At 58.8% G+C, this 19,080-nt stretch carries 14 protein-coding genes; all 14 read right to left on the bottom strand.

What is annotated here, in order from left to right; all coding sequences use genetic code 11:
- Positions 1 to 169 precede the first annotated feature (169 nt).
- The 14 genes from eno to rseP all read right to left on the bottom strand — a co-directional run bounded on the left by eno (position 170) and on the right by rseP (position 19,036).
- A complete protein-coding gene (gene eno, locus ACM6IV_RS17800; RefSeq protein ID WP_093436567.1) occupies positions 170 to 1,459 on the bottom strand; it encodes a phosphopyruvate hydratase in 1,290 nt (429 codons plus the stop codon).
- Between the two features lie 157 nt (positions 1,460 to 1,616).
- A complete protein-coding gene (gene kdsA / locus ACM6IV_RS17795; RefSeq protein WP_123452079.1) occupies positions 1,617 to 2,462 on the bottom strand; it encodes a 3-deoxy-8-phosphooctulonate synthase in 846 nt (281 codons plus the stop codon).
- Positions 2,463 to 2,467: 5 nt separating this feature from the next.
- A complete protein-coding gene (locus tag ACM6IV_RS17790) occupies positions 2,468 to 4,099 on the bottom strand; it encodes a CTP synthase (RefSeq protein ID WP_093436570.1) in 1,632 nt (543 codons plus the stop codon).
- 274 nt (positions 4,100 to 4,373) lie between these two features.
- The gene (gene tilS, locus ACM6IV_RS17785; protein ID WP_414870994.1) at positions 4,374 to 5,702 is read right to left on the bottom strand and encodes a tRNA lysidine(34) synthetase TilS; all 1,329 of its coding nucleotides are present in this window, start codon (positions 5,700 to 5,702) and stop codon (positions 4,374 to 4,376) included.
- 147 nt (positions 5,703 to 5,849) lie between these two features.
- Positions 5,850 to 6,797: an acetyl-CoA carboxylase carboxyltransferase subunit alpha gene (locus ACM6IV_RS17780; RefSeq protein ID WP_108225216.1), complete on the bottom strand. Its 948-nt coding sequence runs from the start codon at positions 6,795 to 6,797 to the stop codon at positions 5,850 to 5,852.
- A gap of 139 nt (positions 6,798 to 6,936) precedes the next feature.
- A complete protein-coding gene (dnaE, locus tag ACM6IV_RS17775) occupies positions 6,937 to 10,458 on the bottom strand; it encodes a DNA polymerase III subunit alpha (protein WP_414870993.1) in 3,522 nt (1,173 codons plus the stop codon).
- 76 nt (positions 10,459 to 10,534) lie between these two features.
- Positions 10,535 to 11,161 (bottom strand): ribonuclease HII, encoded by a 627-nt coding sequence (gene rnhB, locus ACM6IV_RS17770; protein ID WP_414871258.1) that lies wholly within the window; start codon positions 11,159 to 11,161, stop codon positions 10,535 to 10,537.
- 11 nt (positions 11,162 to 11,172) lie between these two features.
- Positions 11,173 to 12,303, bottom strand: a complete 1,131-nt coding sequence (gene lpxB / locus ACM6IV_RS17765) for a lipid-A-disaccharide synthase (RefSeq protein WP_414870992.1) — start codon at positions 12,301 to 12,303, stop codon at positions 11,173 to 11,175.
- Positions 12,304 to 12,305: 2 nt separating this feature from the next.
- Entirely contained in the window at positions 12,306 to 13,082 is a 777-nt protein-coding gene (gene lpxA / locus ACM6IV_RS17760) for an acyl-ACP--UDP-N-acetylglucosamine O-acyltransferase (protein ID WP_414870991.1), read from the bottom strand.
- Complete coding sequence (gene fabZ / locus ACM6IV_RS17755; protein ID WP_003222142.1) at positions 13,079 to 13,519, bottom strand: 3-hydroxyacyl-ACP dehydratase FabZ; 441 nt, start codon at positions 13,517 to 13,519, stop codon at positions 13,079 to 13,081. Before fabZ ends, lpxA begins: the two co-directional genes overlap by 4 nt.
- 106 nt (positions 13,520 to 13,625) lie before the next feature.
- Positions 13,626 to 14,681 (bottom strand): UDP-3-O-(3-hydroxymyristoyl)glucosamine N-acyltransferase, encoded by a 1,056-nt coding sequence (lpxD, locus tag ACM6IV_RS17750; protein WP_414870990.1) that lies wholly within the window; start codon positions 14,679 to 14,681, stop codon positions 13,626 to 13,628.
- Between the two features lie 3 nt (positions 14,682 to 14,684).
- Complete coding sequence (locus ACM6IV_RS17745) at positions 14,685 to 15,188, bottom strand: OmpH family outer membrane protein (protein WP_007908849.1); 504 nt, start codon at positions 15,186 to 15,188, stop codon at positions 14,685 to 14,687.
- Positions 15,189 to 15,233: 45 nt separating this feature from the next.
- A complete protein-coding gene (bamA, locus tag ACM6IV_RS17740) occupies positions 15,234 to 17,609 on the bottom strand; it encodes an outer membrane protein assembly factor BamA (RefSeq protein WP_414870989.1) in 2,376 nt (791 codons plus the stop codon).
- A 74-nt stretch (positions 17,610 to 17,683) separates the two neighbouring features.
- A complete protein-coding gene (gene rseP, locus ACM6IV_RS17735; protein ID WP_414870988.1) occupies positions 17,684 to 19,036 on the bottom strand; it encodes a sigma E protease regulator RseP in 1,353 nt (450 codons plus the stop codon).
- Positions 19,037 to 19,080 lie beyond the last annotated feature (44 nt).

The following is a 19,080-nucleotide window of genomic DNA, read 5'->3' as shown; positions in this document are numbered from 1 at the left end:
AATATCAGGTATCCAGTGAAAAAAGACAGCCACGCCAAAACTTTGAAGCATCTGATAGCACGAAGCCTGGAAGACCCAGGCTTGTGCTGTTAAGGCATCAGATTAGTGGCAAATCCATCGCTGTCACGACTTTTTCGACACAATCCGGTGTCCTTCCATCGATTTGTACTTAGCCGCGGAATTCGCTGCGACCGTTGTACTTGGCCTTGCCATTCAACTGCTCTTCGATACGCAGCAGTTGGTTGTACTTGGAAACGCGGTCGGAACGGCACAGCGAACCGGTCTTGATCTGGCCAGCCGAGGTGCCCACGGCCAGGTCGGCAATGGTCGAATCTTCGGTTTCGCCCGAACGGTGCGAGATTACTGCGGTGTAACCGGCAGCCTTGGCCATCTGGATGGCTTCCAGGGTTTCGGTCAGGGTACCGATCTGGTTGAACTTGATCAGGATCGAGTTGGCGATCTTTTTATCGATGCCTTCTTTGAGGATCTTGGTGTTGGTCACGAACAGGTCGTCGCCTACCAGCTGAGTTTTCTCGCCGATCTTGTCGGTGAGGATCTTCCAGCCAGCCCAGTCGGACTCGTCCAGACCGTCTTCGATCGAGATGATCGGATAACGTTCGGTCAGACCTTTGAGGTAATCAGCGAAACCTTCAGCGGTGAACACCTGGCCTTCGCCGGACAGGTTGTACTTGCCGTCTTCGTAGAATTCACTGGCTGCGCAGTCCAGCGCCAGGGTCACGTCGGTACCCAGCTTGTAACCGGCGTTGGCCACTGCTTCGGAGATCACTTTCAGCGCGTCTTCGTTGGAGGCCAGGTTCGGTGCGAAACCGCCTTCGTCGCCAACGGCAGTGCTCAGGCCACGGGCCTTCAGCACAGCTTTCAAGTGATGGAAAATCTCGGTGCCCATGCGCAGACCTTCCGAGAACGACTTGGCGCCAACCGGCTGCACCATGAACTCCTGGATGTCGACGTTGTTATCGGCGTGTTCGCCACCGTTGATGATGTTCATCATCGGTACCGGCATCGAGTAGACACCCGGCGTGCCGTTGAGGTTGGCGATGTGTGCGTACAGCGGCAGGTCCTGATCCTGCGCAGCCGCCTTGGCCGCCGCCAGGGACACGGCGAGGATGGCGTTGGCGCCCAGGGTTGCCTTGTTTTCAGTACCGTCGAGCTTGATCATCGCGTGGTCCAGAGCCTTCTGGTCGCTTGGGTCGGTGCCCAGCAGCAGATCGCGGATCGGACCGTTGATGTTGGCTACCGCTTTGAGCACGCCCTTGCCCAGGTAACGGCTCTTGTCGCCATCACGCAGCTCGAGCGCTTCACGCGAGCCAGTGGATGCACCGGACGGCGCGCAAGCGCTGCCGATGATGCCGTTGTCGAGAAGCACGTCCGCTTCCACGGTGGGATTGCCACGGGAGTCGAGAACTTCACGACCTTTGATGTCGACGATTTTTGCCATTGTTGTAAACACTCCAAAGTTGACGAAAACGACGCAGCTAGAGGAAATCTTTTTACCGTCGGCAAGGGGTGTGCAGCGGGCAGTCTTGCAGACGATAACGCTCATGCCCGAGGGCATGAGCGACAAATCGTGCGGTACTTTACCGGAGAATTGAGGTTTACGCGGTTTCTACCGTCGGAAAACTCTTCACCAGTTCGTCCAGAGCTTTGAGCTGGGCCAGGAATGGCTCCAGTTTGTCCAGACGCAAGGCGCAAGGGCCGTCGCATTTGGCGTTGTCCGGATCCGGATGCGCTTCGAGGAACAGACCCGCCAGCGACTGGCTCATGCCGGCCTTGGCCAGATCCAGAACCTGTGCGCGGCGACCGCCGGCGGAGTCGGCACGACCGCCAGGCATTTGCAGGGCGTGGGTCACATCGAAGAATACCGGGTACTCGAACTGCTTCATGATGCCGAAGCCGAGCATGTCGACCACGAGGTTGTTGTAGCCGAAGCTCGAACCACGCTCGCAGAGGATCAATTGATCGTTACCTGCTTCGACGCACTTGTTCAGGATGTGTTTCATTTCCTGAGGCGCGAGGAACTGGGCTTTCTTGATGTTGATGACTGCATTGGTCTTGGCCATCGCGACGACCAGATCGGTCTGGCGCGACAGGAAGGCCGGCAGTTGAATGATGTCGCAGACCTCAGCGACGACCGCGGCCTGGGCAGGCTCGTGGACGTCGGTGATGATCGGCACGCCGAAGGCTTGTTTGATGTCCTGGAAGATGCGCATGCCCTCTTCCAGGCCAGGACCGCGATAGGAGGTCACAGAAGAACGGTTGGCCTTGTCGAAACTGGCCTTGAACACGTAAGGGATACCGAGCTTTTCGGTGACCTTTACGTACTCTTCGCAAACCTGCATGGCCATGTCACGGCTTTCCAGCACGTTCATGCCGCCGAACAGCACCATGGGTTTGTCGTTGGCAATCTCGATGTCGCCGACGCGGATGATCTTCTGTGCCATCAGGATTACGCCTTCTTCTGGTGTTGAGCCAACGCTGCTTTGACAAAACCGCTGAACAGCGGATGGCCATCGCGCGGTGTCGAGGTGAACTCAGGGTGGAACTGGCAAGCGACGAACCATGGGTGATCGGCTGCTTCAACCACTTCAACCAGCGCCGCATCAGCGGAGCGACCGGAGATTTTCAGGCCGGCTTCGATCAGCTGTGGCAGCAGGTTGTTGTTCACTTCGTAACGGTGACGGTGACGCTCGACGATCACGTCCTTGCCGTAGCAATCGTGGACCTTGGAGCCGGCTTCGAGCAGGCAATCCTGAGCGCCGAGACGCATGGTGCCGCCCAGGTCGGACGATTCGGTACGCACTTCAACGGCACCGGTCGCGTCTTCCCACTCGGTGATCAGACCGACCACCGGATGACCGCTGGCGCGATCGAACTCGGTGGAGTTGGCGTCTTTCCAGCCCATCACGTTACGGGCGAACTCGATGACCGCCACTTGCATACCGAGGCAGATCCCCAGGTACGGAACCTTGTTTTCACGAGCGTACTGAACGGCAGTGATCTTGCCTTCCACGCCGCGCAGACCGAAGCCGCCCGGTACGAGGATCGCGTCGACACCTTCGAGCAGCGCAGTGCCCTGGTTTTCGATGTCTTCGGAATCGATGTAACGCAGGTTGACCTTGGTGCGGTTGCTGATGCCGGCGTGACTCATCGCTTCGATCAGCGATTTATACGCGTCCAGCAGTTCCATGTACTTGCCGACCATGGCGATGGTCACTTCGTGTTCCGGGTTCAGCTTGGCGTCAACCACCGCGTCCCACTCGGACAGATCAGCGCTGCCGCATTGCAGGCCGAAACGCTCAACGACGAAATCGTCCAGACCCTGCGAGTGCAGGATGCCCGGGATCTTGTAGATGGTGTCGGCGTCTTCCAGCGCGATTACCGCACGTTCTTCAACGTTGGTGAACTGAGCGATCTTGCGACGCGACGAGATGTCGATCGGGTGATCGGAACGGCACACCAGCACGTCTGGCTGCAGGCCGATCGAACGCAGTTCTTTGACCGAGTGCTGGGTGGGCTTGGTTTTGGTCTCGCCAGCGGTAGCGATGTACGGCACCAGCGTCAGGTGCATCAGCATCGCGCGCTTGGCGCCGACCTCGAAACGCAATTGACGGATGGCTTCGAGGAACGGTTGCGACTCGATGTCACCGACGGTGCCACCGATTTCAACCATCGCCACGTCAGCGTCACCGGCACCCTTGATGATGCGGCGCTTGATTTCGTCGGTGATGTGCGGGATCACCTGGATGGTTGCACCCAGGTAGTCACCACGGCGCTCTTTGCGCAGCACGTGCTCGTAGACGCGGCCAGTGGTGAAATTGTTGTTCTGGGTCATGGTCGTGCGGATGAACCGCTCGTAGTGACCCAGGTCCAGGTCGGTCTCGGCGCCGTCGTGGGTGACGAACACTTCACCGTGCTGGAACGGGCTCATGGTGCCCGGATCGACGTTGATGTACGGATCCAGCTTGAGCATGGTGACCTTAAGCCCCCGCGCCTCCAGGATGGCTGCCAATGAAGCCGATGCAATGCCTTTCCCCAATGAAGAAACAACACCGCCCGTGACGAATATGTAGCGCGTCATGAAAAACCCTAGAAGTCTGCGTTAAAGCGGTACGAGCCGCCGGGGAAAGCGAAGGAAGGCCGAAGCCCCCGATCACCTGCATTAATCACAGTGCACCTTTCAAAAAAACCGCCGCGTTGGGACAGACCGGCAGATGAAACACCGGTACGTTGCTCGCTACACATTTTTTGGAATCGCCCAGCAAAGACTGCTTGGTAATCGGCAACTCCTGCAATTCAGGCGAATCCACAGAAGTTGTATCAAGAAGGGAGCGTAGTCTACCGGAATGCTCCTTTCAGCTCAAACCTTGATCTTCGTCTGTTGGCAGCCAATGCAATTTCCAGCCGTCCTGCACAGGGCCGTCAAGTCCCGGCAGGTTCGCCACCGCGAGCAATTCATCGCCGCGAAACAGCAGCGGCAATCTGCCACGCACGAAGCCCGGCACCGCGCGCTCATTGAGCAGGCGCTTGAGGTCACGGTGACCGCGATCCGCCAGCTGCATGACTTCACCGCCCTGACGATAGGCAATGCGCAAAGGCCCGACGGGAGTCTGCCCGCTGAACATGACACGTCCGTTATCGGCCAAGCGTAGCGCTGACGCCGGGCTCTGCCACTCGGCGCCGATCATCGGCGCGCGTAGCCAGTCATCGCTGAGCCACCACAGACGACCGGCGCTGCGGTGCAGCTCGCCATCGGCCAGACGCCAGATTGGCGAAGCATCGTGCGTGGCCGCACAGAGATCGGTCCAACCCGACCAATGGTCGGTGTCAGGCAGACGCGTGAAAGGTTCAAGCCAATGACTGATCACGTTTCGTTGGCGGGCAGGAGACAGCGCAGCCAGCGGCGCCAGTTCCAGCGACGGCAATCCCAGCCATTCGAATTCATGAGCGGTGGCGGCGTGCGCCAGATCAATCTGCGCCAATTCATCGAGCAGTCCCTGCGCCTCACGCAGATGCGCGGCGCTGCGGGCCATGTTCGCCTGCGCTTGCGGCCAGCGCCCGGTCAGCAGGGGCATGACCTGATGGCGCAGGTAGTTGCGCGAGAACTGCCGATCCTGATTCGACGGGTCTTCGATCCAGCTTAAGTGGTGAGCCTGAGCGTAACGTTCCAGCTCGGAACGAGAGACATCGAGCAACGGGCGAATCAACGTACCCTGCCCCACCGGCCTTTGCTTTGGCATTCCCGACAATCCGCGCACGCCAGCACCGCGCAGCAGCCGGAACAGCAGCGTTTCCGCCTGATCATCGCGGTGCTGGCCAGTGAGCAATACATCATTGGCTTGTGTCTGCGCGCTGAATATCGCGTAACGCGCATCCCGCGCCGCCCGCTCCAGACTGGCACCCGGTTGCACCTTCACGCGCTCGATCAGCAACGGCAGGCCCAGCGCATCACACACCGACTGGCAATGTTGCGGCCACGCATCAGCCGCAGGCTGGAGGCCGTGATGGATATGGATGGCACTTAATGGAGGGATGGATTCGGTTTTTGCCAGATCGGCGAGCAGGTGAAGCAGGACGGTTGAATCGAGACCACCGGAAAACGCGATGCGCCAATGAGCGGCATTGCGCCAAGGCTCAAGGTTGCGCAAAAGCCGTGAAGGCAAATCAATCGAAAGCTGACTCATTTTTTTACCTTCACAGAAAACCAATGTGGGAGCGAGCTTGCTCGCGAAAGCGGTTCAACATTCAACATTTTCGTTGTCTGTTATAACGCCTTCGCGAGCAAGCTCGCTCCCACAGTGTTTTGCATTGTCAGTCGAATCGGCGTTCGATCAGAGGCCGTAGCTCATCAGTCGATCATAACGGCGCTTCAACAGCGCTTCGTTATCGAACTTCTTCAACATCGCCAGTTGCGAGCTCAGCTCGGCACGGATCGATGCAGCGGCGGCAGCCGGATCACGGTGCGCACCGCCCAGAGGCTCGCTGATCACCTTGTCGACAATGCCCAGGCCTTTCAGACGCTCGGCAGTGATGCCCATGGCCTCAGCAGCATCCGGCGCTTTTTCTGCGGTTTTCCACAGAATCGAAGCGCAACCTTCCGGCGAGATCACCGCGTAGGTCGAGTATTGCAGCATGTTCAGCTGATCGCAGACGCCGATGGCCAGTGCACCGCCGGAACCACCCTCACCAATTACGGTGGCGATGATCGGGGTTTTCAGGCGCGACATCACACGCAGGTTCCAGGCAATCGCTTCGCTCTGGTTGCGCTCTTCAGCGTCGATACCCGGATAGGCGCCCGGGGTATCGATGAAGGTCAGGATCGGCATTTTGAAACGCTCGGCCATTTCCATCAGACGGCAAGCCTTGCGGTAGCCTTCCGGACGCGGCATGCCGAAGTTGCGGCGCACCTTCTCACGGACTTCACGGCCCTTCTGGTGACCGATGATCATCACCGGCTGATCTTCCAGGCGGGCGATACCACCCACGATGGCGGCGTCGTCAGAGAAGTGACGGTCGCCGTGCAGTTCGTCGAACTCGGTGAAGATGTGCTCGATGTAATCGAGGGTGTACGGGCGTTTCGGGTGACGCGCCAGGCGTGCGATCTGCCAGCTGGTCAGCTTGCCGAAGATGTCTTCGGTCAGCGTTTTGCTCTTGTCCTGCAGGCGGGAGATCTCATCGCCGATATTCAGCGAATTGTCATTACCGACCAAGCGCAACTCTTCGATCTTGGCTTGCAGGTCGGCGATCGGCTGTTCGAAATCTAGAAAATTCGGGTTCATAGGCGTCCGTCTTGGGTCGTGTCCCAAATGAGCTTGGGCCGGCCGGTTGTCTATTCGCGCCCTACCTTAAGGGAGAGGCGCGCTGAGGTCGAGATTAAAAATTCAGGTTGCGGGCAAGCGCAATGATGGCACTTGCCGGTCAACGGTATTGGAGGAAGACGTTGTCTCGCCCGAACTGGTCACGCAGGGCTTGAATCAACGCATCCGCCGGATCAATCCGCCAAGTCTCACCGAACTGCAGCAAGGTCTTCGCATCCGGGCTGGTGTACTCCATGGTGATCGGGCACGCGCCGCGATGACGCTTGAGCAATTCCCCCAACCAGCGTAGCTGATCGCCTTTCAGATCCTGGGTTTGCAGCTTCAGGCGCAGGCTTTCGGCGAGGTTAGTGCGCGCATCTTCCATGCTCATCACGCGCTTGACCCGCAGGCGCAGGCCGCCGGAGAAGTCGTCGTTGCTGACTTCGCCCTCGACCACCACCATCGCGTCGGTCTGCAACAGCGATTGCGCAGAATGAAACGCATCGGCGAACAACGACGCCTCGATCCGCCCCGAGCGGTCGTCGAGGGTGATGAAGCCCATCTTGTCGCCCTTCTTGTTCTTCATCACCCGCAAGGCAATGATCATCCCTGCTACGGTTTGCGTATCCCGCGCCGGCTTCAGGTCGATGATGCGCTGACGGGCGAAGCGACGGATCTCGCCTTCGTATTCGTCAATCGGGTGGCCGGTCAGGTACAGGCCCAAGGTGTCTTTCTCACCCTTGAGGCGTTCCTTGAGGGTCAGCTCCTTGGCCTTGCGATGGGACGCATAAACATCGGCATCTTCTTCGACAAACAGCCCGCCAAACAGGTCGGCATGGCCGCTGTCGTGGGTGCGTGCGGTCTGTTCGGCTGCCTTGATCGCCTCTTCCATCGCCGCCAGCAGCACGGCGCGGTTGCGGTCGATATTAGCTTGATAAGCCTTCTGTTCGTCATGGAAGTACGGCCCCAGACGATCCAGCGCACCGCTGCGGATCAGACCGTCCAGCGTACGTTTGTTGATACGTTTGAGGTCGACACGGGCGCAGAAATCGAACAGATCCTTGAACGGACCGGCCTGACGCGCTTCGGTGATGGCCTCAACCGGGCCTTCACCAACACCCTTGATCGCGCCGAGGCCGTAGACGATGCGGCCGTCGTCGTTCACCGTGAACTTGAACTCCGAAGTGTTCACGTCCGGCGCGTCGAGACGCAGTTTCATCGTGCGCACTTCCTCGATCAAGGTCACGACCTTGTCGGTGTTGTGCATATCCGCCGAAAGTACCGCGGCCATGAACGGCGCCGGGTAGTGAGCTTTCAGCCAGGCGGTCTGGTACGAGACCAGGCCGTAAGCGGCAGAGTGGGATTTGTTGAAGCCGTAACCGGCGAACTTTTCCACCAGGTCGAAAATGTTACCGGCCAGATCGGCGTCGATACCGTTGGTGGCGCAACCTTCGATGAAACCGCCGCGCTGCTTGGCCATTTCCTCGGGCTTTTTCTTACCCATTGCCCGACGCAGCATGTCCGCACCACCGAGGGTGTAACCGGCCATGACCTGGGCAATCTGCATCACCTGTTCCTGGTACAGGATGATGCCGTAAGTCGGCGCCAGAACGGGCTTCAAACCGTCGTACTGGTAGTCCGAGTGCGGATACGCCAGTTCGGCGCGACCGTGCTTACGGTTGATGAAGTCATCCACCATGCCGGACTGCAGCGGGCCCGGACGGAACAGGGCCACGAGTGCGATCAAGTCTTCCAGGCAGTCGGGCTTGAGCTTTTTGATCAGCTCTTTCATGCCGCGGGATTCAAGCTGGAACACCGCCGTGGTTTCAGCTTTCTGCAACAGCGTGTAAGTCGGTTTGTCATCCAGCGGGATAAACGCGATATCCAGCGGCGGCTCGTTGACCTTGGCGCGGTCGCGGTTAATCGTTTTCAACGCCCAGTCGATGATCGTCAGGGTCCTCAAGCCGAGGAAGTCGAACTTCACCAGACCAGCCGCTTCAACGTCGTCCTTGTCGAACTGGGTTACCAGACCATCACCGGCCTCGTCGCAGTAGATCGGCGAGAAGTCAGTCAGCTTGGTCGGCGCGATTACCACACCACCGGCGTGCTTACCGACGTTACGCACAACGCCTTCGAGCTTGCGCGCCATCTCCCAGATTTCCGCCGCCTCTTCATCGACCTTGATGAAGTCACGGAGGATTTCTTCCTGCTCGTAGGCTTTTTCCAAGGTCATGCCGACTTCGAACGGAATCATCTTCGACAGGCGATCCGCCAGGCCGTAGGACTTGCCCTGCACCCGCGCCACGTCGCGCACCACAGCCTTGGCGGCCATGGAACCGAAGGTGATGATCTGGCTCACGGCGTTGCGGCCGTATTTCTCGGCCACGTAATCGATCACCCGGTCACGACCGTCCATGCAGAAGTCGACGTCGAAGTCGGGCATCGATACCCGTTCCGGGTTAAGGAAACGTTCGAACAGCAGGTCGTATTCCAGCGGATCGAGGTCGGTGATCTTCTGCACGTAGGCCACCAACGAACCGGCACCCGATCCCCGGCCAGGACCTACCGGCACGCCGTTGTTCTTGGCCCACTGGATAAAGTCCATCACGATCAGGAAGTAACCGGGGAAACCCATCTGGATGATGATATCCAGCTCGAAATTCAAGCGATCGACGTAGACCTGACGCTTGGCTTCGTAGTCTTCGGTGGTGTCTTTGGGCAGCAGCACCGCCAAGCGCTCTTCGAGACCGTCGAAGGAGACTTTGCGGAAATACTCGTCGATGGTCATGCCATCGGGAATCGGGAAGTTGGGCAAAAAGTGCGTGCCCAGCTTCACTTCGATGTTGCAGCGCTTGGCGATCTCGACGGTGTTTTCGATAGCGTCGGGAATGTCGCTGAACAGCTCGATCATTTCCTCGGCGCTTTTCAGGTATTGCTGATCGCTGTAATTCTTCGAGCGCCGCGGATCGTCGAGGGCGCGGCCCTCACCGATGCACACGCGGGTTTCATGAGCAGCGAAGTCTTCCTGCTTGATGAAGCGCACATCGTTGGTCGCCACCAGCGGCGCACCGAGCTTGTCGGCGAGCGCGACGGCACCGTGCAGCTGTTCTTCATCGTTGGGGCGGTTGGTGCGCTGGATTTCCAGATAGAAACGATCCGGGAACACCGCCATCCATTCTCGCGCCAGCGCTTCGGCTTCGGCCGGGTTGCCGCCGATCATGGCCATGCCGATCTCGCCTTCTTTGGCGGCGGACAGCATGATCAGACCTTCGTTGGCTTCGGCCACCCACTCGCGCTCGATAATGATCATGCCGTTGCGCTGGCCTTCGATGAAGCCGCGGGAGATCAACTCGGTGAGGTTGCGATAGCCCTTGGCGTTCATCACCAACAGGCTGATGCGGCTTAGCGGCGCATCGGGATCCTTGTTCGACAGCCACAGGTCGGCGCCGCAGATCGGCTTGATGCCCGCGCCCATGGTGTTTTTATAGAATTTGACCAGGGAACACATGTTGTTCTGGTCGGTGACCGCGACCGCCGGCATGTTCATGGCGGTCAGTGCCTTGACCAGTGGCTTGATTCGCACCAGCCCGTCGACCAGGGAGTATTCAGTGTGCAGGCGTAGATGAACGAATGAAGCCGGCATAGTGATCCTGTCCAGTTACATAGAGACAACAAGGCCCGGATTGTACCGGGCCTCGAACAAAACATCAGCCTTGCGACTAAACCTGCGTCAGGCCTTCCAGCGCTTCGTACGCCTGACGCACCGGCGCGAACGAGCGCCGGTGAATCGGCGTCGGGCCAAGACGCACCAAGGCTTCCAGATGAACGGGCGTCGGGTAGCCTTTGTGGCCGCCGATGCCATACCCCGGGTAGATCAATTCGAACGCAGCCATTTCGCGGTCGCGACTGACCTTGGCCAGAATCGACGCGGCGGCAATCGCCGGTACCTTGCCGTCGCCCTGCACCACCGCTTCAGCGCGCATTGGCAGATGCGGACAACGGTTGCCGTCGATCATCGCCAGTTTCGGCTGGATGTGCAGGCCGGCGACCGCGCGCTGCATCGCCAGCATGGTCGCGTGCAAGATGTTCAGCTCGTCGATTTCTTCAACTTCAGCGCGGGCGATGCACCAGCTCAGAGACTTCTCGATGATTTCGTCGTAGAGCTTTTCGCGCTTGGCTTCAGTGAGCTTCTTCGAGTCGTTGAGGCCGAGGATCGGCCGGTTCGGATCGAGGATCACTGCCGCCGTCACCACTGCACCGCACAACGGGCCACGACCGACTTCATCGACGCCGGCCACCAGATCTTCGACTTCGGCGACCAGGGTGAAATCCAGGCCCATCTGCATGCTTGTCTTGCTCATCGTGTCTGACCGATCAGGTTGAGGACGGCATCCGCCGCCTGATTGGAGGCATCCAGCCGCAGTGTGCGATGGATCTCGTCAAAGCCGCGCGTCTGTTCTTCGCCACCTTCGATCAGCGGCAACAGCGTCTGCGCGAGTGCTTCGACCGTCGCATCATCCTGCAACAGTTCCGGGACCAGCAAGCGCTGGGCGAGCAAATTGGGCAGCGACACGTACGGACTCTTCACCATGCGTTTGAGAATCCAGAACGTCAGCGGGGCCAGTCGGTACGCCACCACCATCGGCCGCTTGTACAGCAGCGCTTCGAGGGTCGCAGTGCCGGAGGCGATCAACACCGCGTTACACGCCGCCAAGGCCAGATGGGACTTGCCGTCGAGCAACGTCACGGGCAGATCACGGCCGGCAAGCAGCTCCTCAATTTGTGCACGACGTTCCGAATTGGCGCACGGGATGACAAAGCGCAAACCCGGGAGCATACCGCGCAGGCGCTCAGCGGTATCGAGGAACAGCGCACCCAGTCGGGACACTTCGCCGCCACGGCTGCCGGGCATCAACGCCACCAGTGGGCCGTCGGGCAAGCCCAATTCGGCACGCGCCGCAGCACGATCGGCTTCCAGCGGGATGGTATCGGCGAGCGTGTGACCGACGAACCGCACCGGCACGCCTTTCTCTTCGTAGAATTTTGCTTCGAACGGCAGCAGCGTCAGCATCAGGTCGCAGCCTTCGCGGATCTTCAGCACACGCTTCTGCCGCCACGCCCATACCGACGGGCTGACGTAATGCACGGTCTTGATCCCGGCCTGACGCAACTTGAGTTCGATATTGAGGTTGAAGTCCGGCGCGTCGATACCGATGAACACGTCCGGTTTCTCGGCGATCAGCGTGGCGATCAGATCCTTGCGGCGCTTGAGCAGTTCGCGCAGCCGACCGAGGACCTCCACCAGGCCCATGACCGACAAGCGTTCCATGGGAAAGTAGGACGTCAGGCCTTCGGCCTGCATCAACGGACCGCCGACGCCGATGAACTCGACCGCCGGATGCTGTGCCTTGAGGGCGCGCATGAGGCCGGCGCCGAGAATGTCACCGGAAGCTTCACCCGCCACCAGCGCAATACGCAGATTGGCCATGATCAGCGAGTGATGCCGCGAGTCGACGACTGAATGGAGTCGCGGAATATCGCGACTTCCGGGAACTGCGCCGCAGGTTCGGCCAGTTCGGCCAGCGCCTGCTCGACCGTGAGGCCCTGGCGATAGACGGTTTTGTAGGCGCGACGCAGGGTGTGGATCGCGTCCTCGCTGAAGCCGCGGCGGCGCATACCTTCGAAGTTCATGCTGCGCGCTTCGGCCGGGCTGCCGAACACGGTGACAAACGCCGGAACGTCCTTGCCGATCGCGGTGCCCATGCCGGAAAAGCTGTGGGCGCCGATGCGGCAATGCTGGTGAACCAGGGTGAACCCGGAGAGGATCGCCCAGTCATCCACGTGCACATGCCCGGCCAAGGCAGTGTTGTTGACCAGAATGCAGTGGTTGCCGATGACGCTGTCATGCCCGATGTGGGCATAGGCCATGATCAGGTTGTGATCGCCCAGCGTGGTTTCCGAACGGTCCTGCACGGTGCCACGGTGAATCGTCACGCCTTCGCGGATGACGTTGTGGTCACCGATCACCAGACGGGTTTCTTCACCCTTGTATTTCAGATCGGGCGTGTCTTCGCCTACCGAGGAAAACTGGTAGATGCGATTGTGCTTGCCGATGCGGGTCGGGCCTTTGAGGATTACATGCGGCCCGATCACGGTACCCTCGCCGATTTCCACACCTGCGCCGATGATCGACCACGGGCCGACCTCGACGCCATCAGCCAGAACGGCCGACGGATCGATGATTGCGCGAGGGTCAATCAAACTCATAGCTTGCGTTCCGCACAGATGATTTCAGCCGAGCAGACCGGCTTGCCATCGACCGAAGCCTGGCATTCGAATTTCCAGATCTGCCGCTTGCAGCTGATGAACTTGGCTTCAAGGATCAATTGATCGCCTGGCAACACCGGCTGGCGGAAGCGCAGCTTGTCGGAACCGACGAAGTAATACAGGGTGCCGTCGGCCGGTTTGACGTCGAGCATTTTGAAACCGAGGATCCCGGCAGCCTGAGCCATCGCTTCGATGATCAGTACGCCCGGCATGATTGGATGCGCAGGGAAGTGACCATTGAAGAACGGTTCATTGATGCTGACATTCTTGTAGGCGCGAATGCGCTTGCCTTCAGTGTCCAGTTCCACCACCCGGTCCACCAGCAGGAACGGGTAACGGTGAGGCAGGTATTCGCGAATCTCGTTGATGTCCATCATTTCGGGGGGAAGCCTATGTAAAGATTGGGAGCGCGACTGACGCGCACTCCTCTAGCAAATCAAGGAGGCAGTCTAGAGGCTGTGCACACTTGATATGGAAATGGTATCAGCCATCTGATGAAGCATTGCCGTCAGGGGTCACTTCCCCTACGCGCTTTTCCAGCTGTTTCAAACGCCGCGCGATGTCATCGAGCTGACGGATGCGGGCCGCGCTTTTGCGCCATTCGGCCGCCGGTTGCATGGCTGTGCCGGAAGAGTAAGCACCCGGCTCGGTAATCGAGTGGGTCACCATGGTCATCCCGGTCAGGAAAACGTTGTCGCAAATATCAATGTGGCCAACCAGACCGACACCACCGGCCAGCATGCAATGCTTGCCGATTTTGGTGCTGCCGGAAATCCCGACACACGCGGCCATGGCAGTGTGATCACCGACCTGAACGTTGTGGGCGATCTGGATCTGGTTGTCGAGCTTCACGCCATTGCCGATCACGGTATCGGCCAGCGCACCGCGGTCGATGGCGGTATTCACGCCAATCTCGACATCGTCGCCGATGGTCACGCCACCGATCTGGGCGATCTTCTGCCAGATGCCTTTTTCGTTGGCGAAGCCGAAGCCTTCACCACCGAGCACGGCACCGGACTGAATAACTACACGTTTGCCGATGCGTACGTCGTGATACAGCGTCACGCGCGGCGCGAGCCAGCCGCCTTCGCCGATTTCGCTGCGGGCACCGACGACGCAGTGCGCGCCCAGAGTCACCTGCGCACCAATCCGCGCACCGGCTTCGATCACCACAAAAGGGCCGATGCTGGCGGTTGGATCAACCACCGCGTCCGCCGCAATCACCGCTGACGGATGAATACCCGCAGAAGCTTTTGGCTTGGGATCGAACAGATGAGAGATACGCGCGTAAGCCAGGTAAGGATCAGGCACCACCAAAGCATTACCGGCAAAACCTTCGGCATCGACTTCCTTGAGCAGCAATGCTGCTGCCTGCGAGCCCGCCAGGTATTTGCGATATTGAGGGTTTGCCAGAAAGCTCAACTGAGCTGGGCCAGCCTCTTGCAAAGTGGCTAGCCCAGTTATTTGCCTCTCAGGGTCGCCACGCAAGGTGGCGCCGAGGAACTCGGCCAACTGGCCGAGCTTGATAGTCACTGTCATGGGTTACTTCAGCTGATTCATGCGCTCGATAACCTGGCGCGTGATGTCGTACTGAGGTTTGACATCGATGACTGCGCCACGCTCGAACACCAGGTCAAAACCACCTTTCTTGATGACTTCTTCCACTGCGCTATCCAGTTTCGGCTTCAGCTGCTTGAGCATTTCGCGATCGGCAACGGCTTTGGCTTCGTTCAGTTCCTTGGACTGGAACTGGAAGTCACGGGCCTTTTGCTTGAATTCCAGCTCCAGACGCTCACGCTCACCTTGCTGCATTTTGTCGCCACCGGCCATCAGACGATCCTGAATGCCCTTGGCGCTGCTTTCCAGCGTCTTCAGCTTGGTCAGTTGCGGGCCGAACTTCTTCTCGGCATCCACAGCGTATTTCTTCGCTGCGTCGGACTCCAGCAAGGCCATCTGATAGTTCAGCACGGCAATTTTCATGTCGGCAAATGCCGGGCCTGCCACCATCAAGGAGGCCAGGAGAACCAATTGAGTCAACTTACGCACGATGCACTCCTACAAAATCCATTGTCGTTATCTTGGGTCAGACGCTTAGAACGTCTGGCCGAGGGAGAATTGGAACACTTGAGTTTCAGCTTCATCCGGCTTCTTGATCGGCATGGCCAACGCGAAACTCAGAGGGCCCAGTGCGGTGACCCAGGTCACGCCAACACCTACGGAACTGGCCATGTTGCTCAGGCTGATGTCGTTGCACTTGGTGTTCGACGACGAGCCGTTGGCATTGGTAGTGTCCTTGCACTGCGAGTCAAATACGTTACCCACATCCCAGAATACCGAAGTACGCAGGGAGCGCTGATCCTTGACGAATGGCAGCGGGAACAGAACCTCGACACCACCCTGGATCAGAACGTTACCACCGAATGGCAGCGGATCCTGATCGGGATCTCGCAATGTCCCCGGGTTGCCACCCTGACTCGGCGTACTGCGTGGGCCGAGGGTGCTGTCCTTGAAGCCACGAACCGAGTTGAAACCACCAGCATAGTAGTTTTCATAGAACGGCAAGCCATCAGTGCCGCCATAACCGTCGCCATAACCCAGCTCGGTGTGCAGACGCAGGGTGTAGTTCTCGCTGATCGGCTGGAACAGCTGACCGCGGTAATCAAGTTTGTAGAACGACAGGTCGCTGCCTGGAATGGTGCTTTCCAGGGTCAAGCTCTGGGAACGGCCACGGGTCGGCAGTACGCCTTTGTTCAGGGTCGATTCGGACCAGCCCGCCGACGCCTTGAAGTTCAGGTACTTGTCGCCTTCCTTGTTAACGAAGTCGAAAATCTCGTCAACGGTGTAGGTACCGGTCTTGATCTCGTCCTGTTGAACCGACAGACCAAACGTCAGACGCGAAGTCTCGCTGATCGGGTAGCCAACGTTGACGCCGGCACCCAGGCTGTCTACCGCATAGCTGGCTACGTCGACGTCGAGGTCTTTGTAGTCAGTGGTGCGATAGAACGCGTTGTAACCCAGGCTCACGCCATCGGCGGTCCAGTACGGGTCAACGTAGCCGAAGTTGTAGCGGCTCTGGTATTCACTGCGGGTCAGGCCGATGCTGACGCGGTTACCGGTACCGAGGAAGTTGTTCTGGGTGATCGAGCCACCGAGGATCAGACCGGCACTCTGGGCAAAACCGACGCTGGCGGTAATCGAACCGGAAGCCTGTTCTTCAACGCTGTAGTTCACGTCCACCTGGTCGTCGACACCCGGAACGGCCGGGGTTTCAACGTTGACTTCCTTGAAGAAGCCCAGACGCTCAAGACGAGTCTTGGACTGGTCGATCAGGTAAGTCGAAGCCCAGCCGCCTTCCATCTGACGCATTTCACGACGCAGCACTTCGTCTTCGGACTTGGTGTTGCCCCGGAAGTTGATGCGGTTGACGTAGGCACGCTTGCCCGGATCAACAGCGAACAGGATGTCGACGGTGTGATCTTCATCGTGCGGCTGAGGTACGCCGTTGACGTTGGCGAAGGTATAACCCTCGTTACCCAGACGACGGGTGATCAACTCGGACGTGGTGGTCATCAGCTTGCGCGAGAACACCTGGCCCTTCTGCACCAGCAGCAGGGACTTGACCTGATCTTCAGGGACTTTCAGATCACCACTGAGCTTGACGTCGCGAACGGTGTATTTCTCGCCTTCGGTGACGTTGACAGTGATGTAGACGTGCTTCTTGTCCGGGGTGATGGACACCTGGGTCGAAGCGATATCCATGTTGATATAGCCACGGTCCAGGTAGTAGGAACGCAGACGCTCCAGGTCACCGGACAGTTTTTCACGGGCGTACTTGTCATCGTTCTTGAAGAACGACAGCCAGTTGGTGGTCTTCAGTTCGAACAGGTCGGTCAGGTCTTCTTCAGGGAAAACCGTGTTGCCCACCACGTTGATGTGCTGAATGGCCGCCACGGTACCTTCGTTGATCTTCACTTTCAGACCCACGCGGTTGCGCGGTTGCGAAACCACTTCGGTATCAACGGTGGCCGAGTAGCGACCCTGCGCGACGTACTGACGTTGCAGTTCATTACGTACACCCTCAAGGGTGGCACGCTGGAAGATCTCGCCTTCGGCCAGACCGGACTGCTTGAGACCTTTCATCAAGTCTTCAGTGGAGATCGCCTTGTTTCCCTCGATCTCGATACTGGCGACCGACGGACGTTCAACGACCGTGATGACCAGGACGTTGCCTTCGCGGCCCAGCTGGATATCTTGAAAGAAACCGGTTTTGAACAACGCACGAGTGGATTCCACCAGGCGACGATCATCCGCCTGCTCGCCGACGTTCAACGGCAAGGCACCAAAGACGCTACCCGCGGAGACCCGCTGGAGGCCATTGACGCGAATATCAGAGATAGTGAAGGACTCGGCGTGAACTTCGGCGATCATCAATACGGTGAGAACCGCAGTTAGCAGCAGACGTTTCATGAAGTCCTTTCTTATTCCAACTGGCAATAAACAAACTGCCGCAAAATGCGGCAGATTCGCAATTCAGCGAAGCGTTACAGACGACCCAGATCGTTGACCAGAGCAAGCAACATCACCCCGACCACCAAACTGATACCGATCTGTATCCCCCAACCTTGCACCCGATCCGACAAGGGACGACCACGCGCCCACTCGATCAGATAAAACAACAAATGCCCCCCATCCAGTACAGGAATGGGCAGCAAATTCAGAACGCCCAGGCTAATACTCAGATAAGCAAGGAAATTCAGGAAATCAGCGACGCCCGACTGGGCAGAAGCGCCCGCCACTTTAGCAATGGTTATCGGTCCACTCAAGTTTTTTACCGAGAGCTCGCCGAACAGCATTTTCTTCAGCGAATCGAGCGTCAGAATGCTCATGGTCCAAGTACGACGGGCACCCTCGCCAATCGCAGCCAGCGGCCCATAACTGACCTCACGGATCATCTCCGGTGGCCAGTCGACAGCTTTCACACCCGCCCCCAGATATCCGCTTGGTGATTTGCTGTCACCGCGCGCCGCCAGGGTCACCGGAACGTCGATTTGAGCATTGTCGCGCTCGATGCGCAGCATGATTTTGGTATCAGGACGCGTACGAACGGTATCAACAACCTGTTGCCAGTCATTCAGCGCCTGACCGTCGAGCGCCAACAGGCGATCGCCGGTTTTCAGCCCGGCCGCCTGTGCCGGACCTTTCGGATCAAGTTCGGCAAGTACCGGCGGCAAGGCCGGGCGCCATGGGCGAATACCCAAAGAGCGGATCGGATCCGGCTCATCGGCACCTTTGAGCCAGTTATCCAGCTTCAGCTCACGCGACGTATCTGCCGACGAACCCTGCTCACGCACCAGCAACTGCAGAGAACCACTCTCGCCAAGGCGCCGCACCAACTGCAGATTGACGGCGGCCCAACCGGAAGTCGGCTCACCGTCGATGGCGACGATTTCCTCACCTGCGCTCAAACCGGCACTGGCGGCGATACTGCCGGACTCAACTGCACCAATGACCGGGCGAATCTGCTCGCTGCCGAGCATGGCCAACACCCAGAAGAACACCAGCGCCAACAGGAAGTTGGCAATGGGACCTGCCGCAACAATGGCGATGCGCTGACGCACGGATTTGCGATTGAACGACTGATCAAGCTGATCGACCGGTACCTCGCCTTCGCGCTCGTCGAGCATCTTGACGTAGCCACCCAATGGTATTGCCGCCACGACAAACTCGGTGCCCTGCCTGTCATGCCAGCGCAGCAGTGGCATGCCGAAGCCTACGGAAAAACGTAGAACCTTGACGCCACAGCGACGCGCGACCCAGAAGTGGCCGAATTCGTGAAAGGTGACCAGCACACCCAAGGCGATCAGGGTGCCGGCAATCATATAGAGCGCGCTCATCTACTTTCTCCGCAATCCTGTTCAGTGCCGCGTGTAGCCATTGT

Origin of the sequence: Pseudomonas sp. IT-347P, from assembly GCF_949768005.1 — a bacterium.
Taxonomy (GTDB): domain Bacteria; phylum Pseudomonadota; class Gammaproteobacteria; order Pseudomonadales; family Pseudomonadaceae; genus Aquipseudomonas.
Note: the sequence above shows the minus strand (reverse complement) of the source record. Positions and strands in the feature narration are given on the sequence as shown.